8 protein-coding genes are annotated in these 19,383 nt (G+C 71.6%); 1 reads left to right on the top strand and 7 read right to left on the bottom strand.

The features are described from left to right. Position 1 precedes the first annotated feature (1 nt). From O3597_RS07980 to O3597_RS07955, 6 genes are read right to left on the bottom strand one after another with little or no spacing between them, the layout of a single operon-like run. On the bottom strand, positions 2-6,553 hold the full coding sequence (locus O3597_RS07980; RefSeq protein ID WP_281603687.1) for a type I polyketide synthase: 6,552 nt from the start codon (positions 6,551-6,553) through the stop codon (positions 2-4). A gap of 10 nt (positions 6,554-6,563) precedes the next feature. Next, on the bottom strand, positions 6,564-11,228 hold the full coding sequence (locus tag O3597_RS07975) for a type I polyketide synthase (RefSeq protein ID WP_281603686.1): 4,665 nt from the start codon (positions 11,226-11,228) through the stop codon (positions 6,564-6,566). 43 nt (positions 11,229-11,271) lie between these two features. Next, positions 11,272-14,316 carry an acyltransferase domain-containing protein gene (locus O3597_RS07970; protein WP_281603685.1) on the bottom strand — a complete coding sequence of 1,015 codons (3,045 nt, stop codon included), beginning with the start codon at positions 14,314-14,316 and terminating at the stop codon, positions 11,272-11,274. 53 nt (positions 14,317-14,369) lie between these two features. Then, a complete protein-coding gene (locus O3597_RS07965; RefSeq protein WP_281603684.1) occupies positions 14,370-15,098 on the bottom strand; it encodes an alpha/beta fold hydrolase in 729 nt (242 codons plus the stop codon). Beyond that, on the bottom strand, positions 15,095-16,345 hold the full coding sequence (locus O3597_RS07960; RefSeq protein WP_281603683.1) for a cytochrome P450: 1,251 nt from the start codon (positions 16,343-16,345) through the stop codon (positions 15,095-15,097). The genes O3597_RS07965 and O3597_RS07960 overlap by 4 nt, the downstream gene beginning before the upstream one ends. After that, on the bottom strand, positions 16,342-16,632 hold the full coding sequence (locus O3597_RS07955) for an acyl carrier protein (protein ID WP_210823779.1): 291 nt from the start codon (positions 16,630-16,632) through the stop codon (positions 16,342-16,344). The genes O3597_RS07960 and O3597_RS07955 overlap by 4 nt, the downstream gene beginning before the upstream one ends. Before the next feature lie 378 nt (positions 16,633-17,010). Between O3597_RS07955 and O3597_RS07950 the strand changes: the two genes are divergently transcribed. Then, positions 17,011-18,531, top strand: coding sequence for an FAD-dependent monooxygenase (locus tag O3597_RS07950; protein WP_281603682.1), 1,521 nt, complete (start codon positions 17,011-17,013; stop codon positions 18,529-18,531). Positions 18,532-18,603: 72 nt separating this feature from the next. On the opposite strand, the gene O3597_RS07945 is transcribed toward O3597_RS07950, so the two are convergent. After that, on the bottom strand, positions 18,604-19,350 hold the full coding sequence (locus O3597_RS07945; RefSeq protein ID WP_164449076.1) for an alpha/beta fold hydrolase: 747 nt from the start codon (positions 19,348-19,350) through the stop codon (positions 18,604-18,606). Between the last annotated feature and the right edge of the window lie 33 nt (positions 19,351-19,383).

Raw genomic sequence — 19,383 nt, 5'->3', positions numbered from 1 at the left:
GTCAGTTGTTCCTCCCGTCGAGAGCCAGGTCCAGCAGCGCCTCCAGGTCCAGCTCCGCCAGTTCGTCCGGCTCGGCACCGGCCGCCGGAACCGGACTGTCCGGTTGCACCGGTTGGGCGCAGGCCAGAATCTGTTCGAGAATGCCCAGGCCACGCAGCCGGTCGATGGAGACCGTGCGCAGCGCCTCACGGATCGCCTCGTCGCCGACCTCGACCTCGTCCTCGGCCGGGTCGGGCAGCGGCTCCGGACGCAGCAGGTCGTTGAGGTGCCGCCCCAACTCGTCCGGCGTCGGATAGCTGAAGACGAGCGTGGAGGGCAGGCGCAGCCCGGTCGCGGACGCCAGGCGGTTGCACAGCTCCACCGAGGTCAGCGAGTCGAACCCGAGAACGGTGAACGGCTGCTCGGCGTCGACCACCGCACCGGCCGGATAGCCGAGCACGACCGCGACCTGTTCGCAGACCCACTCCCGTACGGCCGCCTGCGCCTCGTCGCCGTGCAGCGTCGCCAGCCGGTCGCGCAACCCACGGGAGCCACCGTCGGAGGCCCGGCGGGAGCCGGAGCGTACCGGTCGACCGCTGTCGGCGAGCTCGCGCAGCACCGGCGGCAGTTCGTCGGCGGGCCTGCCGCGCAGCGCCGCGGAGTCCAGTCGCGCCGGGATCAGCACCGGCGTGTCCAGCGCGCACGCCGCGTCGAAGAGGGCCAACGCCTGGGACGTGGGCAACGGACCGACACCCATCCGCCGCAGCCGGGACAGGTCGGCCTGGTCCAGGTTCTCGGTCATGCCGCTGCTCTGCTCCCACCACCCCCAGCACAGCGAGGTGGCGACGAGGCCGCCGGCTCGGCGTCGTGACGCCAGCCCGTCCAGGAACGCGTTCGCCGCGGCGTAGTTGGCCTGTCCCGCGGTACCCAGCGTGCCGGCGAGCGCGGAGAACTGGATGAACGCCGACAGGGGGCGATCCCTGGTCAGCTCGTGCAGGTTCACCGCACCGCCGACCTTGGCCCGGAGCACCCGGTCGAGGCTCTCCCGGTTGAGCGACTCGATGGTGCCGTCCGCCAGCACACCCGCCGCGTGCACGATCGCCGTCAGCGGGTACCGGCCGGGCACGGCGGCCAGCAGCTCCGCCACGGCCTGCCGGTCGGCGACATCGCAGGCCACGACCCGGACCGACGCGCCGGTGCCTTCCAGGTCCGCGACCAGCTCACGCACCCCGGGCGTCGCCGGGCCGCTACGGCTCGCCAGCAGCAGACTACGTACGCCGTGCTCGGCGACGAGATGCCGGGCCACGAGCGAGCCCACTCCCCCGGTCCCACCGGTGACCAGCACGGTGCCGCCGCCCAGGCCGCCGCCCACGTCGAGGACCAGCTTGCCGACGTGGCGGCCCTGGCTCATCTCCCGGAACGTCCGACGCGCGTCCCGGACGTCGCGCACCGAGACCGGGTTCAGCCGGACCCGTCCGTCGGCGAACAGCTCCATGACCTTCTCGAACATGTCCCGGAGCGCGTCCGGACCCGCCTCGTAGAGGTCGAAGGCCGTGTAGTCGACGCCCGGATGCTCGGCCGCCACCCGTTGCGGGTCCCGGATGTCCGTCTTGCCCATCTCGATGAAGGTGCCGCCCCGGGGCAGCAGCCGCAGGGAGGCGTCCACGAAGTCGTGGGCGAGGGAGTTCAGCACGACATCGAGCCCGCGACCGTCCGTGGTGGCCGAGAACTTCGTGGCGAACTCCAGGTCGCGTGACGAGGCCAGGTGTTCGTCGTCGATTCCCAAGGCCCGCAGCGCGGGCCACTTGCCGGGGCTGGCGGTGGCGTAGACCTCGGCCCCGACGTGCTTGGCCAACTGGACGGCGGCCATACCCACGCCGCCGGCACCGGCGTGGATCAGGATGCGCTGTCCGGCCGCGAGCGTGGTCACCTGGAACAGGGCGTGGTAGGCGGTCAGGAAGGCGCTCGGCATCGACGCCGCCTCGGCGAAGCTCCACCCGTCGGGGATGGCGGTGACCAGGCGGTGGTCCGCCACGGCCACCGGCGCGAACGCGCCGGGGAAGATGCCCAGCACCCGGTCGCCCGGCGCGAGACCGGTCACGTCGTCGGCCACCTCGAGCACGACGCCGGCACCCTCGCTGCCGAGCCCGGCGTCGAAGGCGGTTCGCTCCACCAGCCCGAGGGCTATCGTGACGTCCCGGAAGTTGAGGCCGGCGGCCTGCACCGCGACCCGTACCTGCCCACTGGTCAGGGGGGCCTGCGCCTGCGGGCCCGGGATCCAGGTCAGGTTCTCCAGCGTTCCGGCGCTGGACATACCGAGCCGGTGGGCGTCGTCCGGTGGCGGTGCGAGCTGGTGCTCCGCGGGCGTGACCGGCACCATCCGGGGAACGAGGTACGCGCCGCCACGCACCGCCAGTTGTTCGTCGCCCGCGGCGAGCACGGCCGGGAAGCAGGCGCGTGCGGCCGGTTCGTCCTCGACGTCCACGATCCGGAACCGTCCGGGATGCTCCGTCTGGGCGGACCGGATCAGGCCCCACACCGACGCGCCGGGCAGGCTGTCGACCCCGTCGCCGGTGTCCACGGCCGACCGGGTGATCACCACGAGCGTCGTGGCGGCCAGCCGCTCCTCGGTCAGGAATCGCTGGACCAGCGTGAGGACGCCGGTGGTCGCGTGGCTCACCTCGGCCAACGGGTCGCCGCCGACGAGCAGGTCGTCCACCCCGATCACAAGGTGTCGCGGCGGACCGGCCTCGATCGCCGCGTCGACGGACTCGTAACGAGTGACGTCGCCGCCCTCGTCCGCGCCACCGAGGCGGCCCGCCAGGCCGTCCTCGGCACCCAGCACCGCCCACTGCCCGCGGTGGGGTGCCCGTTCGGGCGCCTCGACCTGCCGCCATCGCAGCTCGAACAGCGACTGCTCCGGACTGCCGGCGGCCGAGCGCACCTGCTCCGCACTGACCCGCCGGAACGTCAACGCGTCGACGTGCGCGACCGCACGGCCGCGCTCGTCGGCGACGGTCACCGAGAAGGCGCCTTCCCCGACCGGGGACAGCCGGACCCGGACCGACGGTCCGCAGTCACCGGCCAGCCGTACGCCGGACCAGGCGAACGGCATCCAGCCCTGCCCGCCCCGTACCTCGATGGCACCGCCGGCCACCAGGGCGTGCAGCACCGTGTCCAGCAGCGCCGGGTGCAGCGCGAACCCGCCACCGGACGAGGTCGTCGCGGCCTCGGGCAGCGTGGCGGCGGCGAACAGGTCGTCACCGTCCTGCCACACCTCGGCCAACCCGCGGAACGCCGGACCGTAGTCGAATCCCGCGTCCGCCAGGGAGTCGTACAGATCCCGCAACTCCAGCCGTCGGGCGCCGGCCGGTGGCCACTGCGTGACGGTCCGGGCGGGCGGCGGCGCGGTCACCGGAGCCAGCCGGCCGACGGCGTGGCGGGTCCACGCCGCTGCCGGCTGGTCGTCGCCGGAGCACGAGTAGACGGTCAGGCAACGACGTCCGGTCTCGTCCGGTGCACCGGCGACCAGCCGCACCCGCACGTCACCGGCGTCCGGAAGGATCAACGGGACCTCCAGGGAGAGGTCCTCGACCGCGGCGCAGCCGACCTGGTCGCCGACCCACAGCGCCAGGTCCAGGTACGCGGTCGCCGGCACGACCACCTGGCCGTACACCGTGTGGTCGACCAGCCACTGGTGGGTCCGCACCGACCACCGGTCGCTGAACATCACCTCGCCGGTGTCGGGATGGTCGACGGCGGCACCGAGCAGCGGATGGTCCGGCGCCGCCAGGCCGGCGGTCGCCACGTCCGCCGTCGTCCCGGCCCGGAAGTCCAGCCAGTAGCGTCGACGCTGGAACGCGTACGTCGGCAGGTCGACCCACTGGCGCGTACCGAGCAGGTCGGCCCAGCCCACGACGCCGCCCCGGACATGCAGCCGCGCCAACGCGTCGGCCAGTCCCGCCGCGGCCTCGCGACCGCGCCGCGCCGACGACACCACCAGCGCGTCGTCCACGTTCGCGGTGGCGAAGGCGTCCTTGGTGATGCTCGCGAGCGTCGAGCCCGGCCCCACCTCGAAGAACACGTCGACGCCGGCGGCGCGGGCCTGCTCCACGGCGGCGTAGAAGCGGACCGGTTCGCGCACGTGGTTCACCCAGTGTTCGACGGAGGTCAGCTCGGCCAGGGTCGCTTCCCGGCCGAGCCGGGTCGACACGATCGCCACCGTCATCGTGCCCGGCGCCAGCTCGCCGATCGCGTCGGCGACCTCGTCCAGGACCGGGTCCATCAGCGGGGAGTGGAACGCGTGGTCGACGTCGAGCAGCTTCGCCGACACGCCGCGGGCGAGGAGCCGGTCCCGCAGGTCGTGCACGTCGTCACGGGTGCCCGAGGCCACCACCGAGTCCGGGCCGTTCACCGCGGCGATGGCGACGCGGTCGTACCGGTCGAGCAGTTCGCCCACGGTGTCCTCGTCGGCGCGTACCGCCAGCATGGCGCCGCGTTCGCGGACCGTCTGCATGATCCGCCCCCGCGCGGCCACCAGTCTGGTGGCGTCGTCGAGGTTGAGCACCCCGGAGACGTGCGCGGCGGCGATCTCGCCGACGGAGTGACCGATCAGGTAGTTCGGTCGCGGACCGTAGCGGGTGATGAGCTGGTACAGGCTGACCTGCAGGGCGAACAGGGCCGGCTGGGCGATGTCCGTCCGGTTGTGGTCCGCGGGCTGCTCGGCGAGCAGGATGGGCTTGAGGGCGAACGGGAGGAGCGCGTCGAAGCGTGCGCAGATCTCGTCCAGGCTCCGCGCGAAGTCGGGGAAGGCGTCGTACCACTGCCGCGCCACTGCGCTCCAGCGCGCTCCCTGGCCGGGGAACATGAAGGCCGTGCCGCCGAGTTCGGTGGCGACGCCACGCACGACTTCTGCGGTCTCCGCACCGTCCGCCAACGAGTCCAGGGCGCCGATCAGTTCGTCGCGGGTGTGGCCGAGGACCACCGCCCGATGCTCGAACAACGACCGCGTCGACAACAACGAATGCGCCACATCCGCCACATCCACACCCGGCGCACCCACCACAAAATCCCGCAACCGGACCGCCTGCGCCCGCAACGCCGACTCCGAACGCCCCGACACCACCCACGGCACCACACCACCGACAACCGGCACCCCACCACCAGCCACCGACTCCTCCAGCGCCGGCGCCTCCTCCACAATCACATGCGCATTCGTCCCACTGGCGCCGAACGCCGACACACCCGCCCGCCGCACCCGACCCGCACCACCAACCCACGGCCGCGCCTGCGTCAACAACTCCACCGCACCCGCCGACCAATCCACATGCGACGACGGCCGATCCACATGCAACGTCCGCGGCAACACCCCACACCGCAACGCCATCACCATCTTGATCACACCAGCCACACCCGCCGCAGCCTGCGTATGACCAATATTCGACTTCAACGACCCCAACCACACCGGCACACCAGAATCCCGACCCTGCCCATACGTCGCCAACAACGCCTGCGCCTCAATCGGATCCCCCAACCGCGTACCAGTCCCATGCGCCTCCACCACATCCACATCACCAGCACGCAAACCCGCATCCACCAACGCCGCACGAATCACCCGCTGCTGCGCCAACCCATTCGGCGCCGTCAAACCATTCGACGCACCATCCTGATTAACCGCCGAACCACGAATCACCGCCCACACCCGACGACCATGACGCCGCGCATCCGACAACCGCTCCAAAACCAAAACCCCAGCACCCTCCGAAAAACCCGTACCATCCGCCGCATCCGCAAACGCCTTACACCGCCCATCGACCGACAAACCCCGCTGCCGGGCAAATTCCCGGAACACCTGCGGCGTCGCGGTGACCGTCACGCCGCCGGCCAGGGCGAGGTCGCACTCGCCCTGGCGCAGCGAACGCACCGCCTGGTGCACCGTGACCAGCGACGAGGAGCAGGCCGTGTCGGTCGACACCGCCGGGCCCTCCAGGCCCAGCACGTACGACACCCGGCCCGACGCCACGCTCGCCAGCGATCCGGTCTGCGCGTACCCCGAGATGACCTCGGGGGTGACGAAGTGGTTTCCGTATCCGAAGTAGGCCAGGCCCGCGAACACGCCGGTGCGGCTGCCACGCAACGAGTGCGGGTCGATGCCGGCACGTTCCAGCGACTCCCACGACACCTCGAGCAGGAGCCGCTGCTGCGGGTCGGCGGCCAGCGCCTCCCGGGGGTTGATGCCGAAGAACTCGGCGTCGAAGTCTCCGGCGTCGCTCAGGAAGCCGCCGGTACGGGTGTAGCAGGTGCCGGGTCGGCCGGCGGTCGGGTCGTACAGCTCGTCGAGGTCCCAGTTCCGGTCGGTGGGGAAGTCGGACATGACGTCCGCGCCCGACTCGACAAGGTCCCACAACGCCTCCGGAGACACCGCGCCGCCCGGGAACCGGCAGGCCAGGCCGACCACCGCGATCGGCTCGCTGGCGGCCTCGGTCAACTCACGCAACCGCTTGCGCGTCTCCATCAGCTCGATGGACGTCCGACGGAGGTATTCCAGGACATCGGCATTGTTGTCGTTGGTCATCGCTCTTCCCCTAGCCGAGCTCGTGGTCCAGCAGCGAGAGCAGCTCTCCCGCCGAGGCCGAACTGATCCGATCGACGATGCCGACCGGTGCGCCAACGCTCGCCTTCGCCGTCACCCGGCCGCGCAACTCACCCAGCAGCGCGGCGATGCTCGCCTGCTCCTCGGGCCCGAGACCGAGGTACACGTCGTCGAGCTGGTTGCCCAGCGCCTCGATCTCCCTGGTCAGCCGATCGACGACAGAGCCGGTGTCGGTACCGGCGTCCGGAGCGATCCGGGTGAGCAGGAACTTGGTGAGCGCGCGCGGGTTCGGATGGTCGAAGACCATCGTGGCGGGCAGCTTGCCGCCGACGATCGCCGACAGCTTGTTCCGCAGTTCCAACGCGGTCAGCGAGTCGATGCCCAGTTCCTTGAAGGCCGTGGTGGCACCGGCCGTCTTGATGTCGGAGTGCCCGAGCACCATCGCCGTCTGGGTACGGACGGCGTCCAGCAGCACCGTCTCCGCCTCGTCCGGGGGCAGCGTGCGGAGTCGCTGCACGAGTGCCGGCTCCGCGGCGGCATCGGCGGTCGGGTCGGTGCCCTCGACCGACGCCGCGAGCAGACCCCGCAGCAGCGGCGAGGCCAGCCGTTCGGCGTCGGGTGTGTGCGGCGACGGCTGCGCCAGGCGGGCGGGCACCAGCACGGCCCGGTCGTGGTCGAGTGCCGCGTCGAAGAGCGCGAGGCCCTGGTGGGAGGACAACGGCAGCACACCCTGCCGACGCAGCCGAACCAGGTCCGCGTCGCCGAGTTCGGCGACCATCTCACTGCGCTCGGCCCAGAAGCCCCAGCACAGGGAGCTGGCGGGCAGCCCTGCCGCCCGGCGAACCTCCGCCAGGCCGTTGAGGAAGGCGTTGGCCGCCGCGTAGTTCGCCTGCCCGGCGGTGCCCAGCACGCTCGCGATCGACGAGAACAGGACGAACGCGGAGAGGTTCAAATGGCTGGTCAGCTCGTGCAGGTGCCACGCGCCGCGCACCTTCGGCGCCAGCACCGTGTCGATCTGGTCCTCGGTCAGGGTCACCACGACCCCGTCGTCCAGGACCCCCGCACAGTGGATCACCGCTGTCAGCGGGTGGTCGGCCGGCACCGCCGCGATCAGCTCGGCCACCGAGGCCCGGTCGGTGATGTCACAGGCCACCACCTCGACCTCGGCACCCGCCTCGGTCAGCGCCTGGCGTAGACCTGCCGCGGCCGGAGCCGTCGGCCCGCGGCGACTGGTCAGCAGGAGTCGACGGACGCCGTGCCGCCGTACGAGGTGGCGGGCCAGCATGGCGCCCAGTCCACTGGTGCCGCCGGTGATCAACACCGTTCCGGCTCCGAGCGTGGCGTCGCCCGGGGACGACGGCGGCTGGCCTGGGTGGTGCGGCGCGGCGCGGTGGGCGTCGGCGTGGGCCAGTCGCGGGGTGCTCGGCACGCCGGCCCGGATCTTGATCTGGGTCTCTCCGGTCGCCACGGCCGCCGGGACCAGCTCCCACGAAGCGGGTTGGTCGTCAACGTCGACGAGCGTGATCCGGTCCGGGTTCTCGGTCTGCGCGCTACGCACGAATCCCCAGATCGCGGTCGCGACGAGATCCGGGGCGAGGACCTGCTCGTCCTGGATCGCGTCGCGCGTCACGATGGCCAGTCGGGAGTCGGCGAACCGGTCGTCGCCGAGCCAGCGCGGCAACCAGCGGAGCAGCCGGTGCAGGTGGTCCTCGACGGTCGCCGGTGTGTCCGGGCCCGCCTCGGGCGCACCCGCGACCGAGACGATGACGACCGGAGGTGGGTCGTCGAGGCCGGCGAGGGCGGTCTCGGACGGCTCCAGGACCACGTGCCGCCCGACCGGCTCGACAGTGTCGACGGCGCGGGGCAGCCAGTCCACCTGGTACAGCCGGTCGGTCCGCTGGTCCGGTCCGGGTTCGACGGCACCGTCGTGCGGGGTGTTCAACCAGTAGCGCTGTCGTTGGAACGGGTAGGTCGGCAACGGCGTCCACCGACCGTCCCGGCCGGGCAGCGCGGCGTCCCAGGACACCGGCAGGCCCGCCACGAACGCCTCGGCCGCCGACCGGAGCAGGCGCTCGAGGCCGCCCTCGTCGCGGCGCAACGTGCCCACCACCGTGCCGGTGACGTCCGTGCTGTCCAGCGTCTGGGTGATGCCGACGGTCAGCACCGGGTGGGCGGACGCCTCGATGAAGAAGGTGAAGCCCTGGTCGGCGAGGGACCGGGTGGCTTCTTCGAAGCGGACGGTGTGCCGCAGGTTGGTGTACCAGTACTCGGCGTCGAGCCGGGTGGTGTCCAGCCAGTCGGCGGTGACCGTGGAGAAGAACGGCACCTCGGACGGTCGCGGGGTGATTCCCGCCAGCACCCGGGCCAACTCGTCGCGCACATCGTCCACCTGGGCGGAGTGCGAGGCGTAGTCCACCGGGATCCGACGGGCCCGCACCCCCTCCGCGTCGCACCGGGCCAGGAGCGCGTCGAGCGCGGCCACCTCACCGGAGACCACGACCGACGACGGCCCGTTGACCGCCGCCACCGACAGCCCTTCGGTCAGGCGGGCCCGCACCGCGTCGACCGGCAGCCCGACCGACACCATTCCGCCGCGACCCGACAGCGCCAGAATCGCCCTCGACCGCAGTGCGACCACCTTGGCCGCGTCCGGCAGGGTCAGGGCGCCGGCGACACAGGCGGCGGCGATCTCGCCCTGCGAGTGGCCGATCACGGCGGCCGGTTCGACGCCGTAGGAGCGCCACGCCTCGGCCAGCGACACCATGACGGCCCACAGCACCGGCTGGATGACGTCCACCCGGTGCAGCGCCTCGGCGTCGTCGAGGACGTCCAGCAGCGACCAGCTCACGTGGGGTGCCAGTGCGTCGGCGCATTCCTGCATGCGGCGCGCGAAGGCCGGCGACGAGGCGCACAACTCGCGCCCCATGCCCACCCACTGCGAACCCTGCCCGGGAAAGACGAACACCGTCCGGCCACCCGGCGTCGCCGGTGCGGACGGGCCGTCGGCTCCGTCGGCTGTCGCGGTGAGCCCGGCGATCAGTTCGTCGCGGGTGCGGCCCAGCACCACCGCCCGGTGCTCGAACAACGACCGCGTCGACAACAACGAATGCGCCACATCCGCCACATCCACACCCGGCGCACCCACCACAAAATCCCGCAACCGCAACGCCTGCGCCCGCAACGCCGACTCCGAACGCCCCGACACCACCCACGGCACCACACCACCGACAACCGGCACCCCACCACCAGCCACCGGCCCCTCCAACGCCGGCGCCTCCTCCACAATCACATGCGCATTCGTCCCACTGATGCCGAACGCCGACACCCCCGCACGCCGCACCCGACCCGCACCACCAACCCACGGCCGCACCCGCGTCAACAACTCCACCGCACCCGCCGACCAATCCACATGCGACGACGGCCGATCCACATGCAACGTCCGCGGCAACACCCCACACCGCAACGCCATCACCATCTTGATCACACCAGCCACACCCGCCGCAGCCTGCGTATGACCAATATTCGACTTCAACGACCCCAACCACACCGGACCAGCAGAACCCCGACCCTGCCCATACGTCGCCAACAACGCCTGCGCCTCAATCGGATCCCCCAACCGCGTACCAGTCCCATGCGCCTCCACCACATCCACATCACCAACACCCAAACCCGCATCCACCAACGCCGCACGAATCACCCGCTGCTGCGCCAACCCATTCGGCGCCGTCAAACCATTCGACGCACCATCCTGATTAACCGCCGAACCACGAATCACCGCCCACACCCGACGACCATGACGCCGCGCATCCGACAACCGCTCCAAAACCAAAACCCCAGCACCCTCCGAAAAACCCGTACCATCCGCCGCATCCGCAAACGCCTTACACCGCCCATCGACCGACAAACCCCGCTGCCGGCCCAACTCGACGAGCACGCCGGGCGTCGGCATCGTGGACACCCCGCCGGCCAGCGCGAGCGCGCACTCCCCGGAGCGCAGGGAACGCACCGCCTGGTGGATGGCGGTCAGCGACGACGAGCAGGCCGTGTCGGTCGACACCGCCGGACCCGCCAGGCCCAGCACGTAGGCCACCCGGCCCGACGCCACGCTGGGGTACGTCCCGGTGAGCGTGTACCCCTGGACCTCGCCGACGGCGCCGCTGCCCATGCGGGGGCCGTAGTCGACGGCGTAGAGGCCGGTGAAGACACCGGTGTCGGTGTCGCGCAGTCCGGTCGGATCGATGCCCGCCCGTTCCAGCGCCTCCCAGGAGATCTCCAGCATCAACCGTTGCTGCGGGTCCATGGCCAGCGCCTCGCGCGGGCTGATCCCGAAGAACGGCGCGTCGAACCCGGCGAGGTCGGCCAGGAAGCCGCCGGCCCGCGGGTACGTCGTTCCGGCCGCGTCGGGTTCCGGGCCGGACAACGACGCCAGGTTCCACCCCCGATCCAACGGCAGGTCGCCCAGGGCGTCCACGCCGTCGGAGACGATGTCCCACAGGTCCTCGGGAGACGCGACGCCGCCCGGGAAGCGACACCCCACGCCCACCACCGCGATCGGCTCGCGAGCGGACTCCTCCAGGTGACGTACCCGGTCGCGCAGCTGCTGCGCGTCGCTGACGGCACGTCGCAAGTAGGACCGGAGCTTGTCGAGATCCTCCACCGGGCCCTCCCTAACGTTTACGGACGGACGAGAACGGACGTGACTACAGGTATCCGCGGTCGATGAGCGCGTACAGCTCGTCGTCGGCGCGGTCGTCGAGCTCCGCCGGCTCGGCCGGCGGGTCCGGCTTCGGCGGTTCGACCAGAGCGAAGACGTGTGCCGCCAGCGCCTGCGGCGTGGGGTAGGTGAAGGCGACGGTGGCGGAGAGCCGCAGCCCGGTGACCGCGGCCAGCCGGTTGCGGAGTCCGACCACCATGGCGGAGTCGAAGCCGAGGTCCCGGAAGGTCTGTGCCGACCGCGCCGTGAGGACGGCCGGCGTCAGCCCCGGTTTCGTCGTGCTCAGCATCGCCGCCGCCTCGGCGCACACCAGGCCCAGGGCGGATGACTCGCTGTCCGGGCGCACGCCGTCGGCCGGTGCCGGAGCACCGGGCGACGTGGCGGCGTCGTCGGCGGTCAGCCAGTACCGCTGCCGCTGGAACGGATAGGTCGGCAGGCTGATCCGACGGGCGGGGTGGACGCCGCAGGCCGCGCTCCAGTCGACGGGCAGGCCCCGCACGTGCAGCTCGGCCAGCGAGCCGTACACCTTGAGCAGGCCAGCGTCGTCCCGGTGCAGGGTGTTGACCAGCACCGGAGAGGCGGCCAGCGCGTCAGCGGTCTCGGCCATCGCCAGCTGGAGCACCGGATGCGGGCTGACCTCCACGAACACGGTCCCGGGCACCGCCATCAGCTGCTCGACGACCTCGCCGAACCGGACCATCGAGCGCAGGTTGGCGTACCAGTGGGCGCTGTCCAGCCCCCGGGTGTCGAACGGTCCGCCGGTGACGGTCGAGTAGAACCTGACCGCCGACTCCCGGGACGTGACGTCCGCGACGGCGTCGAGCAACCGGTCCCGGAGGGGTTCGAGGTAGTGGGAGTGGCCGGCCAGGTCGACCTTGACCCGGCGTACCCGGACGCCCTCGGCGCCGGCCAGCTCGGCGAACTCGTCGAGGGCCGGCACCTCGCCGGAGATCACGACGGAGCTGGGCCCGTTGACCGCGGCGACCGACAGCCGTCCGGACCACCGCGCCAGCCGGTCCCGGACCCACTCCGGCGACGCCGCCACCGCGGTCATCCCACCGCAGCCGGTCAGCTCGGCCATGGCCTGGCTGCGCACGCTGACGATCCGTGCGGCGTCATCGAGCGAGATCGCCCCGCAGTCGTACGCCGCGGCTATCTCACCCTGCGAATGCCCCACCACCGCGTCGGGCACCACCCCGAGCGAACGCCACACCCGCGCCAGCGAGACCATCATCGCGAACAGCGCCGGCTGGATGACGTCGATCCGGTCCAGCGAGGCCGCCGATTCGGCGCCGGTCACCACGTCCACCAGGGACCAGTCGAGCCACGGCTGGAAGGCCCGGGCGCACTCGTCGATGGCGCGGGCGAAGACCTCGGACTCCGCGTACAGCTGCCGTCCCATGCCCTGCCACTGGGATCCCTGGCCGGGGAAGACGAAGACGGTCGGGCCGACCGGGCCGTCGACCACCCCGCGGACGGCCTGGGCGGCGCTCTGTCCGCCGGCCACCAGGTCGAGACCGGCCAGCGCGGCCTCGCGTCCGTCACCGAGCACCACCGCCCGGTGCGCGAACATGGTCCGCGTCGCCACGAGCGAGTACGCCACGTCGGCCGCCGACAGCGACGGGTCCGCGGCGACGAACTCCCGCAGCCGGCCCGCCTGCGCCCGGAGCGCCTCCGGCGACCGGGCCGAGAGCACCCACGGCAGCACCCCGGCGGTCTGCGCGGCGGTGGGCGTGGGCGGTTGCTCGGGTGCCTGTTCGAGGATCACGTGTGCGGTGGTGCCACCCATGCCGAACGCCGACACCCCGGCCCGGCGCGGCCGGCCGGGCTGCCCCGGCCAGGGCTGGGCGACGCGGGCGACCTCGAAGTCCCGCGCGAAGTCGGCGACGGCGGGGTTCGGCGACCGGAAGTTCAGGCTCGGGACCAGTTGCCCCCGGTCCACGCAGAGCGCCGTCTTGACGAAGCCGACGATCCCCGCGGCCGGTTCCAGGTGACCCACGTTGGTCTTCACCGACCCGACGGCCAGCGGGCGGGTGCGGCCGGTCCGCCGGAAGACCTCGCGCAGGCCGGCCAGTTCCGCCGGGTCACCGAGCCGGGTGCCGGTACCGTGCGCCTCGACGTAGTCGACGTCGCCGAAGTCGACGGCGGCACGCTCCAGCGCGGTGAGGGTGGCCGCGGCCTGCCCGCCGGGGCTGGGGTCCGGCATCCGGCTGGAGGCCCCGCCGCTGGCGACGCCCCAGCCCCGGACCACCGCGTAGATGTGGTCGCCGTCGGCGACGGCGAGATCCAACCGCTTGAGCACGACGATCGCCCCGCCTTCGCCGCGGACGAAACCGTTGGCCCGGTCGTCGAAGGTGAAGCAGCGGCCGTCGGGCGACAACGCGCCCAGATTGGCCAGGCTGATACCCGCCTCAGGGTCGGTGATCAGGTGTACGCCGCCGGCGATGGCCAACTCGACCGCGCCGCTGCGGATCCGGTCGCAGGCCAACGCCAGCGCCACCAGGGAGGAGGACTGGCCGGAGTCCGCGCAGAAGCTCATGCCCCGGACGTCGAGGAGGCTGGAGATCCGGTTGGCGATCAACGCACCACTCGACCCGAGCGCGGCGTAGTGGTCGTCGCGGTCGCTGCCGGACAGCTTACGGAGCAGGTCGTACCCGGAGGGCGCAGTGCTCACCACGACGTCGACCTCGCGACCGGCGAGCGCGGTCGCCGGAATGCGGGCGTCCTCGACCGCCTCCCAGGCCAGCTCCAGCCCCAGCCGCTGGGTGGGGTCCATGGCCGCGGCCTCCGCGCCGCCGGTGCCGAAGAACGCCGCGTCGAATCCGTCGATGGCGTCGAGGAACGACCCGGTCGTCAGGGTCGCGGCGTCCGGGTGGGACGAGACCGTCGAACCGGTCAGCCGGTGTTCCGGGAACGTCGCGACGGTCGACTCGCCGTTGACCAGCAGACGCCAGAACTCCGTCAAGCCGGGCACGCCGGGAAAGCGGCACGACATCCCGATCACCGCGATGTCCGCTCCTGCCCTAACCATGCGATTTCCTTCCGCTCCGGGTGGCGGACGACTCTCGTCCCGCCGTGCCGCCGTCACCGCCAGGTGGTCAACAGATCTCGAAGTTCGTCGGGCGCGTCCATGAAGTCGTAGTGGCCGCCGGCGACGACCCGGAACTGCACCGAGTCGGAGTAGTGGCGCCATCCGGCCAGCTCGCCGAGGCTCACCTCGGGGTCGTCCCGCCAGTGGACGACGACGATCGGGCAGGCCAGCCTGACCGGCTCCGACCGCCGGTACCGCGCGGCGGCGGCGTGGTCGTCGAGCAGCACCGACAGACCCATGTCGATCATGTCCGGCCGGGGATCGATGCCCCGCCCACGCAGGAACGTCTCCACCTCCTGGCGCAGCTCCGGCTCGCTCATCGCGAGCATCCGGTCGCGCGACGCGTCGTGCGGGGCCGGCTGACCCGACACGAAGAGGCACTCCGGGCCGGGCAGGCCACGTGCGGCCAGCCGAACCACGGCCTCGAAGGCCGGCAGGGCGCCGGCACAGTGGCCGAACAGCGCGAACGGGCGGTCGAGCGTCGGTGACAGCGCCTCGACCAGGCCGTCGGCGAGGTTCTCGTAGGTGCCGTAGTGCGGATGGGCCAGCCGGTTCTCCCGCCCGGGGAACTGCACCGGGCAGATCTCGGCGTCGCCGAGTGCGGCGGGCCAACCGTTGAAGGCCGAGGCCCCGGCCCCGGAGAAGGGCAGGCAGAAGATCCGGGACGGATGCGCGGTGGACGGTTGCCGGATGAACCACGGCGAGACGGTGCTGACGGTCATGATGTCGGCCGTTTCTGGGCAACGATGGGCAGGTGGGTCATCCCCGCGATGAAGTACGACCGCAGGTGCTGCGGCTCACCGGCGAGTTCGATGGCACCGAACCGGTCGAGCAACTCCTCGAAGAAGATGCGCAGCGTCATCCGGGCCAGCGGCGCGCCGATGCAGAAGTGCGGGCCGAAGCCGAACGCCACCTGACGCTTCGCGCCAACGCGGTTGATGTCGAACACGTGCGGATCGGGGAACTGCAACTCGTCGCGGTTGGCCGAACCGATCCAGGCGACGACCGCGGCGCGCGCCGGGATGGTGCCGCCGCCGATCTGGACGTCGTCCACCGCGTACCGCATGAAGTTGCACGCCGCGGACGTCCAGCGCAGTCCCTCCTCCACCAGGTTCGGGATCAGCGACGGGTCGGCCTGTGCCCGGGCGAACTGCTCCGGCCGCTCGATGAGCGCCTCGACCGTGCCGGACACGGTGTGCGGTGTGGTCACGTTGGCGCCGAGCAGGATGCTGTACCCGTCGAGGGCGATCTCCTCGTCGGTCAGCGGCGCGCCCTCCACGCTGAGGTTCATCAGATGGTCGAGCAGACTCCCGTCGTCGCCCCCGCCCGCCCGCCGCCGCCGTACCCACTCGGTGACGTAGGTGATGAGCTCGTGGTGGGCGATCGCCAGGGTCGCCGCCTCGCTGCCGTGCTGGAAGTGCGGGTCGGCGGGGGCCGTCACCATCGCGGTCAGCTCCACCAGCTCCTGCCAGTCCCGCTCGGGGATGCCGAGCAGGGGGCCGGTGACCAACGCCGGCAACAGCAGCGCCCGGTCGGCCAGGTCGAAGACCTCCCCGTCGAGCGCCGGCTCGAGGAAGTCCACGACGGTGGTACGGATGCTCTCGGCCCAGGGCGCCACCGCCCGCGCGGTGAGCTTGGCGCCGATGGCGCGGCGTACCCGAGTGTGGCGCGGCGGGTCGGTCGAGGTGAGCAGCCTGCCCGCCGCCGGGTCGTCCGTGCCCAGGTGGGTGGGGACCGTACCCCGCTCGGAGGTGAACTCGCGGTGGTCGCCGAGCACCCGGCAGACGTCCTCGTAACGGGTCACCGACCAGAACTCCCGACCATCGGGCAGGACCTGGTGGTGCAGCGGCGCCTTGGCCCGCATCACGTCCCAGACGGGATGCGGGTCGCCGTGGGAGTAGAGGTCCAGGTCGAACAGATCGACGGTGTCCAGGTCGATGTCGCGGGCGGGACCCGGGGTGAGCCTCACGTCCCGGCCCTGCCCTGTGCGATCAGCTCGGCGACCCGGGCCGGCGTCTGCGCCAGGTAGAAGGCCCGAACGGACAGCCGTACGCCGTAGTCGTCGGCCATCCGGTCGATGATCTTGATTCCGGCCAGCGAGGTGCCACCGAGCGCGAAGAAGTCGTCGTCCTCCTTGGCCTCGGCGCCGAGATACTCCGACCACAGGTCCGCGATGGCCTGCGCCTGCGGGACGGGTCGCGCCACGGCTGCGCCGCCGCCACCATTCTGGTGGTCCGTCCGTGGTGACGATTCCATTCTTCAGCTCCCTTTGATCCGCCGGTCGGGATTGCCTTTCCGATCCTTTTCGGCCCGATTCGGGCCAGCACCGCCGACACCACCATGCGGCGTGCGGAAAGTGCCACTCCGGACGTCACCTCGTGCGACGAGGCAATTCCTTGATGGCCGGTTCGAGTGTGGCGCGATTCTTCGTACGGGAACACCGGTAAAGGCGAATACAGGGGTTCACCAAGGGTGCGGTCGAGGTGAGCCACGCGTAGCCGTCCCGCTGGCGGGACAGTACAAGGTGGACCGAACTCGGGCCGCGTCGGCACCGCCGCCGGTTGCCTCACGGCCATCGGCGGGTGACCGTGGCGGTAATTCGACGACATTGCGCAGGGACGTGAGGGGAACGACGTGGAAGACAGCGGCGTGGATGCGGACGTGGTGATCGCCGGTGCCGGACCCACCGGTCTGATGCTGGCCTGCGAACTCCGCCTGGCGGGTGTCGATGTGCTGGTGGTGGAGCGGCTCGCGCAACGAACCGGCGAGTCGCGGGCCGGCGGAATGCACTCGCGCACCCTGGAGGTACTGGACCAGCGTGGGATCCTGGATCGCTTCACGGAAATCGGCGCTCCGCAACCCGTAGGCCATTTCTCCGGCCTCTATCTGGAGTTCGACGAGGCGGAGTCGCGGCACCCCTATCCGTTGATGATCCTGCAGACCGACATCGAACGGCTGCTCGAGGAATGGGCCGTCGCGCTCGGTGTACGTATCCAACGGTCGTCCGAGGTGACCGGAATCAGCCAGGACGGCGCCGGGGTGGCCGTCGAGCTGGGCACCGCAGCAGGACCGACGCGTACGCTGCACGCCCGCTATCTGGTGGGCTGCGACGGCGGACGCAGCGCCGTACGCAAACTGTCGGGCATCGACTTCGTGGGCACGTCGGCGACGATGACGGCGCTGATCGGCGACGTCGAGCTCCCGGAGCTGACCGAGGACTACTTCTGGGTGCGGCGCTGCCCCACCGGCGACTACTCGGTGATCGCCTTCGAGCCGGGCTGGTACCGGGTCATCGCCTCCGAGTACGACCGCGTCGTCGACCGCGACGAGCCGGTGACGTTCGAGCAGCTCCGCGAGTCGCTGGTCAGGCTCGCCGGAACCGACTTCGGAATGCGCAGCCCGCGGTGGGTCTCCCGGTTCAGCGACGCCGCGCGACAGGCCGACCGGTACCGGGCCGGTCGGGTGCTGCTGGCGGGCGACGCCGCACACATCCATTTCCCGGCCGGCGGACAGGGGCTGAACCTGGGCGTGCAGGACGCGGTCAACCTCGGGTGGAAGCTCGCCGCGGTGGTCAACGGCCAGGCCCCGGAGAGCCTGCTGGACACCTATCACCACGAGCGCCACCCGGTCGGCGAGCGCGTGCTGCACAACACCCGGGCGCAGTCGGCGCTGGCCCGCCCCGGCCCGCACACGGACGCGCTGCGCGACGTCTTCGGCGAACTGCTGCAGTTCGACGACGTCAACCGGCAGCTGTGCGGCAAGCTGACCGCGCTCAACCTCCGCTACCCGGTCGACGGCGATCACCCGCTGGCCGGCCGTCGGGTTCCCGACGTCGACCTCAAGTCAGCCGGTGGCGCCATCCGGATGTACGAGTTGCTGCACGCCGCCCGACCGGTGCTCGTCGATCTGCAGGGCAGCACCGAGGTGGCCGCGGTGGCCGACGGCTGGGCAGATCGTGTCGACCTGGTCGAGGCGACCAGCCTGGACGACCACTGGATCGTCCCGGACCTCGACGAGCTGCCCGCCCCGGCCGCGCTGCTCGTCCGCCCGGACGGTCACGTCGCCTGGGCGGCCTCCGCCGACGAGCCGCTGGACACCGCGGCGCTACGGGCCGCCCTCGCCACCTGGTTCGGTCCGGTCCGACCTGGTCGATGACGAGGCACCCGACATCGGTACAGGGCCCCGAGCGTCGCTCGGGGCCCTGTCGTTCGTCGGTCGCGGTCCGCCTCAGACCGGTGCCGGGCTCCTGCCGGTGCTCACCTGCTCGATGACGTCGAGCACCTCCCGGCCCTGATCCACCAGGTACATGTGGTCGCCGGGAAACTCCACGTAGCTGAACTCGCCGGTGGTCGCCGTCTGCCACTGCCGAGCCTCCGCGGCGGTCACCAGGCCGTCGGAGTCACCTCGCAGCGAGCAGATCGGCACCGGTACCGGCCCGTCGAAGCTCGGCAGGTAGGCCTCGTGCATCTCGCAGTCGGCCTGCAACGCGGGAAGGATCAGCTCCCGCATCTCCGGATGGTCGAGCGCCTCGTGCCGGAAGCCGGCGAACTCCTCGACCCGGGCGAGGAACTCGTCGTCCGGTAGCCCGGCCGCCCGCCTCTCCCGCTGCGTCCACGGCCCCGGTGAACCGCTGACGATCAGCCGCTCCACCACGATGCCCCGGCTGCTCAGCAGGGGCACCAGCTCGTACGCGAGCACCGCGCCCAAGCTGTGTCCGAACAGCACGGTCCGGGTACCGGCGCCGAGGTCGGCGGCGATGGTGTCGACCTCGGTCCGGGCCGCTTCCACCACGTTGCGGTACGGCTCCTCCAGGAATCGCCGTTCCCGGCCCGGCAGCTCCACGGAGGTGACGCGCCACCGGCCGGCCGCCAGCTCGCGCCACGGGTGGAAGAAGGAAGCACCCGCTCCCGCGAACGGCACGCACAACAGCGTGCCGCGCTCCCGCGCCTCATCGGTCGCGCCCTGCCCTGTCATCTCAGATCAGCTCCTGTCCTTCGCCGGTTGTCG

This window comes from Verrucosispora sp. WMMA2044 (assembly GCF_027497155.1).
Lineage (GTDB): Bacteria > Actinomycetota > Actinomycetes > Mycobacteriales > Micromonosporaceae > Micromonospora > Micromonospora palythoicola.
The sequence above is the reverse complement of the archived record's forward strand: the minus strand, read 5'-3'. Positions and strand labels throughout refer to the sequence as shown.

Bases quoted from the DNA above. Each gene is read 5' to 3' on its own strand.
- O3597_RS07980 (WP_281603687.1), bottom strand. From the start codon at position 6,553: ATGACCAACGACAACAATGCCGATGTCCTGGAATACCTCCGTCGGACG.
- O3597_RS07970 (WP_281603685.1), bottom strand. From the start codon at position 14,316: ATGGTTAGGGCAGGAGCGGACATCGCGGTGATCGGGATGTCGTGCCGC.
- O3597_RS07965 (WP_281603684.1), bottom strand. From the start codon at position 15,098: ATGACCGTCAGCACCGTCTCGCCGTGGTTCATCCGGCAACCGTCCACC.
- O3597_RS07955 (WP_210823779.1), bottom strand. From the start codon at position 16,632: ATGGAATCGTCACCACGGACGGACCACCAGAATGGTGGCGGCGGCGCA.
- O3597_RS07945 (WP_164449076.1), bottom strand. From the start codon at position 19,350: ATGACAGGGCAGGGCGCGACCGATGAGGCGCGGGAGCGCGGCACGCTG.